This is a genomic window from Blautia sp. ZXY-1-B12 (assembly GCF_056339915.1).
Window position 1 is genome coordinate 1 of record NZ_JBWJVP010000081.1, and the last position, 9,557, is coordinate 9,557.

At 41.1% G+C, this 9,557-nt stretch carries 11 protein-coding genes; 2 read left to right on the forward strand and 9 right to left on the reverse strand.

The features are described from left to right. The 4 genes from AC075L_RS05610 to AC075L_RS05625 all read right to left on the reverse strand — a co-directional run. Nucleotides 1–434 (reverse strand): hypothetical protein (locus AC075L_RS05610; protein ID WP_476387313.1); only part of this gene is annotated, 434 nt, incomplete at its 3' end. Nucleotides 435–514: 80 nt separating this feature from the next. Then, a complete protein-coding gene (locus tag AC075L_RS05615; RefSeq protein ID WP_118566689.1) occupies nt 515–931 on the reverse strand; it encodes an SH3 domain-containing protein in 417 nt (138 codons plus the stop codon). 253 nt (nt 932–1,184) lie between these two features. Beyond that, the gene (locus tag AC075L_RS05620) at nt 1,185–1,697 is read right to left on the reverse strand and encodes a hypothetical protein (RefSeq protein WP_118566688.1); all 513 of its coding nucleotides are present in this window, start codon (nt 1,695–1,697) and stop codon (nt 1,185–1,187) included. Nucleotides 1,698–1,736: 39 nt separating this feature from the next. Continuing rightward, nucleotides 1,737–2,198 carry an AlbA family DNA-binding domain-containing protein gene (locus AC075L_RS05625; RefSeq protein ID WP_118566687.1) on the reverse strand — a complete coding sequence of 154 codons (462 nt, stop codon included), beginning with the start codon at nt 2,196–2,198 and terminating at the stop codon, nt 1,737–1,739. Nucleotides 2,199–2,374: 176 nt separating this feature from the next. On the opposite strand from AC075L_RS05625, the gene AC075L_RS05630 reads away from it, so the two are divergent. Together AC075L_RS05630 and AC075L_RS05635 are read left to right on the forward strand one after the other, a co-directional pair. After that, on the forward strand, nt 2,375–2,551 hold the full coding sequence (locus AC075L_RS05630) for a hypothetical protein (RefSeq protein WP_182438316.1): 177 nt from the start codon (nt 2,375–2,377) through the stop codon (nt 2,549–2,551). Between the two features lie 208 nt (nt 2,552–2,759). Beyond that, nucleotides 2,760–3,995, forward strand: a complete 1,236-nt coding sequence (locus AC075L_RS05635; RefSeq protein WP_476387314.1) for an RNA-guided endonuclease InsQ/TnpB family protein — start codon at nt 2,760–2,762, stop codon at nt 3,993–3,995. A gap of 108 nt (nt 3,996–4,103) precedes the next feature. Here the strand turns inward: AC075L_RS05635 and AC075L_RS05640 are convergent, their stop codons facing one another. From AC075L_RS05640 to AC075L_RS05660, 5 genes are all read right to left on the reverse strand, one after another. Next, the gene (locus tag AC075L_RS05640; RefSeq protein WP_476387315.1) at nt 4,104–4,592 is read right to left on the reverse strand and encodes an RNase A-like domain-containing protein; all 489 of its coding nucleotides are present in this window, start codon (nt 4,590–4,592) and stop codon (nt 4,104–4,106) included. Between the two features lie 65 nt (nt 4,593–4,657). After that, on the reverse strand, nt 4,658–4,939 hold the full coding sequence (locus AC075L_RS05645; protein WP_055059162.1) for a hypothetical protein: 282 nt from the start codon (nt 4,937–4,939) through the stop codon (nt 4,658–4,660). 311 nt (nt 4,940–5,250) lie between these two features. Further along, entirely contained in the window at nt 5,251–5,616 is a 366-nt protein-coding gene (locus tag AC075L_RS05650; protein ID WP_118566684.1) for a hypothetical protein, read from the reverse strand. A 176-nt stretch (nt 5,617–5,792) separates the two neighbouring features. Beyond that, the gene (locus AC075L_RS05655) at nt 5,793–8,231 is read right to left on the reverse strand and encodes an isopeptide-forming domain-containing fimbrial protein (protein ID WP_476387316.1); all 2,439 of its coding nucleotides are present in this window, start codon (nt 8,229–8,231) and stop codon (nt 5,793–5,795) included. 62 nt (nt 8,232–8,293) lie between these two features. Further along, on the reverse strand, nt 8,294–9,557 hold a 1,264-nt coding region (locus tag AC075L_RS05660), incomplete at its 5' end, for a DUF7927 domain-containing protein (protein WP_476387317.1).

Below are 9,557 nucleotides of genomic sequence, written 5' to 3' on the forward strand. Positions count from 1 at the left end.
ATTTTTTGCAGGGAGCTGAATATGAGACCACGGAAAATCACTTCTTCTGTTACAGCAGCACGTACACCACCTCCAAGTATGGTATTCAAAGCCAGATCAATCTTTTCCTGAATGGATATCTCTTCCTTAATAAATGTTCCTTTTGTCAAAAAAATACAGCATACCAAAACAAACGTTGATAATAAAACAGCCGCAACTACCCATTTCACCTGAGGAACTGGCTTACATACATAAATGTCCTGCCAATGTATTTTCAACACATATTTATCATACAGATACACAAGAAATAACACTGCCAGAATATCAAGACTTACATAAATAATTTCATCCAGCGGTATAGGAATATTATAACGAAATACTGTAAGGCTGAAATTTCGCGAAAGCGACAGGATCAGGTATCCCAAAGGAATCGTTAATAAATATTTAATTTTCATAAGAAAATGTACTCCTTTTTTCAATTACAGAAATAAGTTTTGATAACTTATTTCTGTAATAAAAATGGTTTTTAAGTGTATTATTTCTTTTTGATGAAGCTAGCACTTACATAACCAGTGGAACCATTAAATTTAATCTTCACCCAGTTGTCATCAAGAGAATTATTATAAACCTTCACCGTCTGTCCTTTACTTAATGATCCAATAATTGGATAGCCTTTTCCTCTTCCGCTTCTTACATTTAAGCTACTTGCAGTAACAATATAATCCGTTGTAATAATTCCTTGTGTCTCAATTCCCGTATTGCCGTTTTCAAAATCAGCATTCGCAAAATTATCTTCTGTATTTACAGCGTTATCAGTTTCAGTTGTCTCACTACCATCATCAAACACCGCCACTTCCTGTACTTCATCTGCTGCAAATACATTAGATGCCGGTGTTAATAACATAGTTCCTATAAGTGCCATAGTTCCCATTTTCATAATACTTTTTCTCATAATGTCATTCTCCTTTTCTTATCTTATCTACTGTATTTTGTTCCATACTTTTTCTTTGGAACAATGAAATAATATCACTCAAATCTTACAAATCACCTTAACTCATTTCTTAACATGCCTTAATTTTTTTGTAATGCATGATAGATTTGATTATAAACAGGTAAATTTAAACTACCTCCAACACAAATAAATTCCCTGATTGTTATTTTTTCAATTATTTTTTCAATTGAAGCAGGCAGCTTACTTGATTTATTTAAAATTTTACCATCTGCCTCTGTACCATGTAATAAATTGCCACAAGTACAACAACAAAAATGATGATTCCCGTGATTATTCCAATCGTTCCTGTGAAGAAATTGGCGATGCCTGCGATTCCGAGACCGATTCTTCCAAGAATAGAATCAGGTGCATCTGTCACCGCATCAGCGATATTCGAATCCCCGAGACAGAGTGCCATCCACAAAATCCACAAGATCACTCCGGCAACTTTTCCAAAATACATCCATAATGTTCCAAACAGAATAGATACGATCGTAAATACCAGCAGTGCCGGAAATCCATATCGTATTGACCAGGGCCAGATGAGTTCTGCTTTCTTTCCGACAGTAATATCCTGTGCTATCAGAAATGACCTGATTTTCTTTTCCGACAGAACTAAAAGAACCAGAAGAATATAGTTTCCTGCATTGTACAATGCCTGTACCAGAAGATAGGATAAAAAGAATGTTCTCCTGGTACTTCCCATGGAAATTTCCAGATCAAACATCAGTTTAATCTGAAAAATCTGCGTAAACAGAATGCAGAGTCAGCATAATCCCAATGCCATGATCGTTCCCAATGGAATATACTGTGCTTCTTGTCTGAGTACACTGCGCATCACACCCCACAAGATCATTGCTACAAGGAATCCCAGAATACTCATTACATAGCTTAATATTGCATGATCGTACGTCAATTTTAATTGTCGTTTTACTGCTTCCAGCATAACCGTTTTTCCATCTATTGTCTGTGGTTCAATATCCGGAATAATCTGCGGCATACAAGAATCTGAAACAGCATTGGCAATTCCATCCATTAACTGAAATAATATTTCATTTTCCACACCTACGATCTCGTGCGTTTTATCATCTACACCTACAATCAGCTTTCCGCCCTGGGTATTGGCAAAAGCTACGATTGTTTTCATGTACTTTTCACTTTTATCCGGTAAGGTAACTTTGTATTCAATACTTTTTGATTCTCCTGAAAACATTGTATCCATTGCCATTCCTTCACACCTCATCTTTCATAATTAATTTCTCGTACAGTTGGTACAAGTTTCTGTACAGCTAATTGTATTGTACCCTATTATTAACGTTAGTTAAACATTTTTAGCAAAATAAAAAAATAAGCATTTTAAAAAGGAACTTAAAAATTTTTTCTAAATGAAAGGAGAATCACAACATGGCAAATATTTATATTACACAGGAGCTTTTTGAAAACATCATTCTGTCGATGCTTGAGGATATGGGATGCAAGACAGAAATCATCGAAGTCCCGGACAACTCCGAATCAACGCGCCTTCTCGTCAAAAAGGGTGAAAAAATGTCGGTGGCAAAACAGTCATGGCAATCGAGTTAGACTCCTTGTATGAAGGGTTTATGAAATATCATCCCCTTCTTCAGGAAATTGTGAATTTTATTCATAACACTTTTGAAAATTAGCCGCCGCATTCTCGTGACTTCAGTCATGAGTTAGGCGGCTTTTTTATTCCTCTGTAGCTGTTTTTCATAATATTGATTTTTTATCATAATAAAAACAGTTAGATTTATGGAAAGAAGGTGTGGGCATGGCCAACGCAAACAAGAAGATCATCAGTAAGGGCAAGGCTACTGAGGAGAAGGAGAAGAAGCCTTCCAAATCCCCTGTTACAGTGGAGGTAGTAGACGGGATATTCGTATTCCATGGGGGAAAGGGCGGACACAATATCACAGAGCGTAAGAATAAGGCACTGGAGCCTTATGGCAAATGCATCTACAACTACGGCCTGCTCCTGGAACTGATCCCCGGGGATAAGACCTCCCGCATCAACCAGAACATCGGCAACAGCCGGTATGTCCATAACAATTATCTGGCTGAACGGATCAAATATTACGACGAGCACAAGAAAACCCTTTCCATAGACCAGTATAAAAAGGAGTTCCTGCCAAAGCTGAAGAAGGAGAAGGAATTCCTGAAACGGACTGACAAATTCGTCTACCAGAATGCCTGCCAGAACGTGGAAACTGCCTACCAGAACTTTTTCAGCGGGAAGGCAGGCTTCCCAAACTTTGCTTCCTCCAGGAAGCCGAACGGGAACAGCTTTACCACGAACTATACAAACAACAACATCGAATTAAAGATGATAGACGGGCTGCCATACCTGAAGCTGCCAAAGATCGGCAATGTCCGGTTCGTACTCCCGAAGGGGAAGACACTTGCTGACCTGCAGCCTCTGGGGGTATCCATAAAATCTGCCACTGTGACCAGGACGAACAGCCGGTACCGGGTATCCCTGCAGATGGAAACGGTGATCGACCGTCCGGTATTCCCGGCTGTCATCCATGCAGACGAGGTCATTTCTGTTGATCTCGGGCTCAAGGTGTTCGGGATGTTCGGAAATGCAAAAGAGACGTTTACTGTTCCCAACCCAAGATGGATCAAGGTCCATGCAAAACGCCTGCGCCGGTTCCAGCAGAGTTTATCCAGAAAACAGTATGACCACAATACCCACAAGGGCTCAAAGAACTGGGAGAAGGCCCGTGCGAAGGTGGCTAAGGAACAGCGTAAGACCGCTGACCAGAGAAGGGATTTCCACCACAAGCTGGCAAAGGCCATTGCAGATAATTACACTGCTTTCATCTGCGAAGACCTGGCGGTGAAGAATATGATGAAGAACCGGCATCTTTCCAAGGCCATCGCTTCGGTGGGCTGGTCACAGTTCCTGACCATTGTAAAGTGTAAGATGGAGAAGGCAGGGAAATACTTCCGCAAGATGAGCCGGTGGTTCCCTTCCTCCCAGACATGCAGGTGCTGTCAGCGCTAAAAAACGTTATTTACCGACAGCCCCCTCCTCCAACAGAATTCCTGTATAGTTCACAAGTCCTGCTTTTGAACCAACGGCATTGGTTGTATTCATGAAAAAAGCCGGCTTTCACCGACTTATTTTAAACCTCTGGTCGACAGCATCGTACCATTCATCCATTTCATCAAATGAGGGATATGGATATGCTGTAACGATACGAAAAGAAGTATAGTTGTCCTTGCATATTACAAGTCTTACAGAGGAGGCCGGATGCATTTGGTTCCAATCCGTTCCCATTGCGATTCCTTCGGCAATAGGCGCTGAAAAAGTGTAATCCAGCTCTAATTCCTGAGCAATCCTTTTATTTTGGATATATTTCTCTACATCCTCTCGATTCTCCCAGAGTATCTCTTTAATACAGGAAACCAACGTTTCTACAGAAAAAAACATACAGGCATACGCAAAAGGCTCCTCTCGCATAGACTTAACATTCTTCTTTAATTTGGCGATTATATGAACTTTTCCAGTCCAAACATGCTCTTTTACGGCGTGTTTGCAGCCATAAATACCCATGTTCTCTACACAGAGATTTTTGATATTGTTTTCTAATTTCGTCATCTTATTTCTCCTTAAGCAGGACAAAAAAAGACCGACCAGGTTCTGGTCAGTCATGATACAACAAACTACTTATAAACTATGGTGCTGCTAACACCTAGTTCTCTTTTAAGTGCAGCGCATCTTATTGGATTACTACTCTCCTCCTCTGTCACGAATGTAACACCCTCTTCCTTTGAGCGTTTTTCGCAGGCAGCACGTTTGATCAACTTATGAAAAGAATTACTCGACATGTAGATATTACAATAATCCTTTCCATCAGCACATTGAAAGCTGTAATCTAAGGATCTGCGATCCATAATGCGGCGCAGATACGGTTTCAGTTCTGGACTGACCAGATATCGTTTCATTTTGCATTCTCCTTTCGTCATTTGATTACTGACAATATGTCAAAGAAATAAGATGGATAAAAAAAGTCCCTGGCAGCTATCAAAAATAACAGCTGTCAGGGAACTAACACCTCGAAGTGAGGAAAGAATATACCACTCGAAGTGAGCTTTTTTCGATATATCCTTTTTGTGTTATAAGTATTATATACCGCAAATTGAAACTGGTCAATTCTGATACGAAAATAAGATCCTTTTTTTGAGCAGCTCTTCAGATATTTTCAACCCATGCAAAATTTTCAGCCGGCCATCCCAAAATACTTCCTCTATGGGTATCAGAACATACTTTTTCTAATACAATCATAGAGACTTTTCTTTTTGAAATTATCGTTTTGCATCAACCTAATACTATTTTGGCTCAGAATCTTGTCTTTTAAAGACGACGTGAGCATAAATTCTGGATCTGTGAGTACAAGAGCCATTTCAGTTTTTGTACATCCTCTGGTTTTAACATACCAATCCCGCATATGTTGGCTTAAGTCAGAATCTTTCCCTTTGATACTCTTTGCGACTTCCATCAAATCTTCCTCTCCGCTACAGAAAAACCAGTCAGCAATAACTTTAGAGACATACTCTTCTGGAATGCTGCTAATTCTTTCTTCGATTGTTTTTAATATTTCTTTTTTCCTTTCTTCTGTCATATCAATTAACCCCCAGTATTATTTTTGAGTATGCCGTATAGTAGGATTTATAAGCTTCCTACACGAAGACTTTAAATTATCTTTTTCTTTCTGGATTTAATATGAAAAATAATATTTTTCAGACAAAAAGAAAGACCAGCCATTTCAGGCTGATCTCCCTCCAGCAGAATTACTGCTTATTTCTTTTTCCGTCTCATGACGAAAACTGCGATTGCGGCTACTGCCACGATTCCAAGACCGATTCCCGCATACATGCCTGCATGGTTCACAAGTCCTGTCTTTGGTCCAACTGTGTTGGTTGTATTATCACTGCTGTCAGCTCCCGGTGCCGGGGTTGTGCTTGGAGCAGGTGTCTCACTCGGAGACGGATTCTCGGCGATGGATACGCTTGCATTTGCAGCTACCTCATCTGCATCATCTGCGGATGCAACGGCTGTATTTCCAACCATCTTTCCTGCAAGACTGGAGTCAGATACGACTGCCTGGTAAGTGATCTTTAAAGTGGAACCATATGCAAGATCAGTATTTGTATTTACTACAAAACCGTTATCCGCTTTGGTTACATCTGCCTTGATAGACTTACCGTCTAATGTTGCCTGGATTCCTCCAACTTTCATACCTGTGGTATCAAAATTGTCGCGAACGACAACATTCTTCGCTGTCTGATCTTTCTCTGTCTCTTTTACAGTCAATGTATAGCTGAGTGTATCTCCTACGGAAGCACTGGAGAGGTTAACGCTCTTATCAATAGATAATGCCGGTTTCTCCTCTTCTTTCGGATTTACAGTAACACCATGGTCAGCATCAACCGGATCCATGTTATCAGAAGAGATCACTGCGGTATTCTTAACTGTCTTTCCTGCAAGACTTTCGTCTGCAAATCTGACACTGTAAGTTACCTTCAGGATCTGTTTTGCTGCAAGATCCTTGCCTGTTTCCATTGTGAAGCCGTCATCTGTTACACTTAATTTCTTAGGTGTAAAGAGCTGGTCATCCAGATATGCCTTAATGCTGCTCTCATCGATCACACCCTTATTATCTAAGGCATCTTTGATTACTACATTTACGGCTGTATCTGCAGAAGTTGTCTTGCCGATCAGAGTATATTTTACAGTATCACCAACATTGATCTGGCTGTGATCACCGATCTTTGTAAGGTTCAGTCCGCCTGTTACAGGTTTATCTGAAGGAACTTCAACGATCTCTGTGTCATTGCCCGGATTCATATTGTCACTGCTTACTACCGCTGCGTTTTTGATGGACTTGCCTTTCAGCTTGTCGGAAACAACCTTCATGTCATAAGTGACTTTCATTACCTGACCAGGCTTTAAGTCTTTTCCGGATGTTACGGTAAATCCGTTTTCAGTTACATCCAGACTCTTCGGAGCGAACTCAGAATTGTCAATGTAGCAGCGTACGGAGCTTCTGTCGATAGATACATATTTTGCATATGCAGAATCAACAGTATCCTTGATCACTACGTTCCTGGCTGTATCTGTTCCGGAGTTGACCTTAGCTTCCAGAGTGTAAGATACGGTATCACCAACGGATACTTTGGACTGGTTTGCCTTCTTGCTGATGGTCATTCCGCCTTCAACAGGATCATCTGTTTTAACCTTTACGGATTCTTTGTCCTTAGCAGTGTCCATGTTGTCACTGGATACGGCAGCGATGTTCTTGAAGGTCTTGCCTTTCAGGGTATCATCTTTTACCTTAACATCATATGTGACTTTCATGACCTGTCCAGGCTTCATATCCTTGCCGGATTTCAGTGTGAATCCTGTAGAGCTGATGCTTAAGTCTGCACCATGGAACTCAGAGTCATCCAGATAGCTTCTGAAGGAATCTTTCACGATCTCAAGATGCTCGAACAGGTCTGCATCCAGGGTATCAGTGATGACTACGTTCTTAGCTGTTTCCTTACCGGAATTAACAGTTGCTGACAGTGTATAGGATACAACGTCTCCAACAGAGACTTCGTTCTTGTTAGCTGTCTTTGTGATAGTCATTCCGCCAACGCCAGGTTTATCCGGAGTATCCGGTGTATCCGGCTTATCCGGTTTATCCGGTGTATCCGGTGTATCACCATCTCCTACATGAACGGTATGCTCATCATCAGATGGGTTCGTATTGTCACCCCATGTGGTAGCGATGTTTGTTACATCTCTTCCGTCTAAGGATGCCTCCTCGAATACAACATCATATGTTACATAGATCGCATGTGTTCCGGAAAGATCATGTTTTGTCTCAACAACAAATCCGTTATCCTTTTCCTGAACATCAACTTTCAGCTCTTCGTTATCGTAGTAGGTGCGAACAGTTCCTGTTACCAGGTGTGCGCCCTTCTGTTTCATAACATCTTTGACAACTACATTCTTGATAGTTCTTGACTGGTCAGCAGCAGTAACTTTCAGAGTGTATTTACCAACATCCCCAACTTTGTATTTTGTCTTGTCACTGGACTTCGCAATGATCAGTCCTGCATCACCGACAGTTACTCTGTTTGTATCAGTTGGCTCATCACCCGGTACAGTAGAATCATCTTTTGTCAGGGCGACATTCTTGATCTGCTGTCCCTCAAGTTCTGCATCCTTGAAGAGAACATCGTATTTCACAAGGACCTCTTCACCGTATTTCAGGTTTGTATTTGTATACAGGGTATACTCGAAGTCTTTCGCTACGAGCTGTACATCCTCGATCTCTTCCGGTTCTTCTGCACCCTCTCTGAGGATGTATGCCTTGATGGAATCTTTCTGGATGTAAGCACCCTTCTTCTCTGCAGTTTATCAGCTACAACAACATTTCTTGCAACTGCACCTTCCACTTTCTGTTTAACGGAAACTGTGTAATGTCCAGTCTCGCCTACAGAATAGTTCATCTTGTCAGATGATTTTTCAATGGAAAGCTTTCCACCGTCGATATATACAACATTCTGGTCTTTGACCCATCTGGTATCAGTATAGTGTACTGTTTCATTTGTATTTCTGAATGCTTCATGTGTCCATGTATTGTCTGTCTGGTCATCCAGTGCAAGCTTGGTTACACGAACCTGGGCTACATTGAGGATCATTGCTTCCTGTGGTGCATCTGTTACAGTTACAGCAAAGGAAACGGTTTTCTCCTCTCCAGCCGGAAGGGATTCGATTACAAATGTAGCATAAAGCTTGTCATTAAGAGTTCTGGTGCCTGTGACCACGCCGTCCTGCTCTTCACTGGAAGCATACTCCGTATATTCAGGGATCATATCCTTTACAAGGACATTCTTCATGTCATCGTTGGATGTGTTCTTGACATTGATGGAATAATTGATGGTATCTCCGTTCTTAACCACGGAACCTGTTGCAGGATCTGCGGACTTGTAAACTTCAAGACCATTAGCCAGTTTGATCGGACTTGGTGTTTTGGTTTCCACTCTTAAGTTGTCACATGTAGCTCTGGCAACATTAAGGATGTCTTTACCAGCAAGAGTCTCAGCCTCAAACAGAACATCATAATTTACAGTAAACTGTTCTTTGTATTCCAGGTCATGACCTGTTGCGATCGCATAATCCGTATCGGAATGCTCGATCTCTGCATCATCCATGAGTTTGCCTGCATCATTGTAAACCTTGATAGAACCTTCAACGATCTTCGCACCATCTACCTGAAGGGCATCCTTGATGATTACATTGCGGGCGGTTGTGCCTTTTTCAGTATTCTTAACGACTACTGTATAATGACCGGTTTCTCCTACTTTGTAGGATTCCTTGTCGGATGTCTTTTTGATTTTAAGTCCAGGTGTCTCATCCACGATGTGAACGCTGTTATCCTGATGCTCTTCCTCAGTATTCTCACCTTTTGCAGTTGCAACGTTTACGATATCCTGATCATGAAGGGATGGATTTGTGAAGACTACTGTATAGAATACTTCCAGCTTATCTTCGATGGCGAACTTGCTGTAA

What these genes read in the sequence shown, in the direction of transcription:
- AC075L_RS05615 (WP_118566689.1), bottom strand. Translation starts at nt 931, where the DNA reads ATGAGAAAAAGTATTATGAAAATGGGAACTATGGCACTTATAGGAACT.
- AC075L_RS05620 (WP_118566688.1), bottom strand. Translation starts at nt 1,697, where the DNA reads ATGTTTGATCTGGAAATTTCCATGGGAAGTACCAGGAGAACATTCTTT.
- AC075L_RS05625 (WP_118566687.1), bottom strand. Translation starts at nt 2,198, where the DNA reads ATGGCAATGGATACAATGTTTTCAGGAGAATCAAAAAGTATTGAATAC.
- AC075L_RS05630 (WP_182438316.1), top strand. Translation starts at nt 2,375, where the DNA reads ATGGCAAATATTTATATTACACAGGAGCTTTTTGAAAACATCATTCTG.
- AC075L_RS05635 (WP_476387314.1), top strand. Translation starts at nt 2,760, where the DNA reads ATGGCCAACGCAAACAAGAAGATCATCAGTAAGGGCAAGGCTACTGAG.
- AC075L_RS05640 (WP_476387315.1), bottom strand. Translation starts at nt 4,592, where the DNA reads ATGACGAAATTAGAAAACAATATCAAAAATCTCTGTGTAGAGAACATG.
- AC075L_RS05645 (WP_055059162.1), bottom strand. Translation starts at nt 4,939, where the DNA reads ATGAAACGATATCTGGTCAGTCCAGAACTGAAACCGTATCTGCGCCGC.
- AC075L_RS05650 (WP_118566684.1), bottom strand. Translation starts at nt 5,616, where the DNA reads ATGACAGAAGAAAGGAAAAAAGAAATATTAAAAACAATCGAAGAAAGA.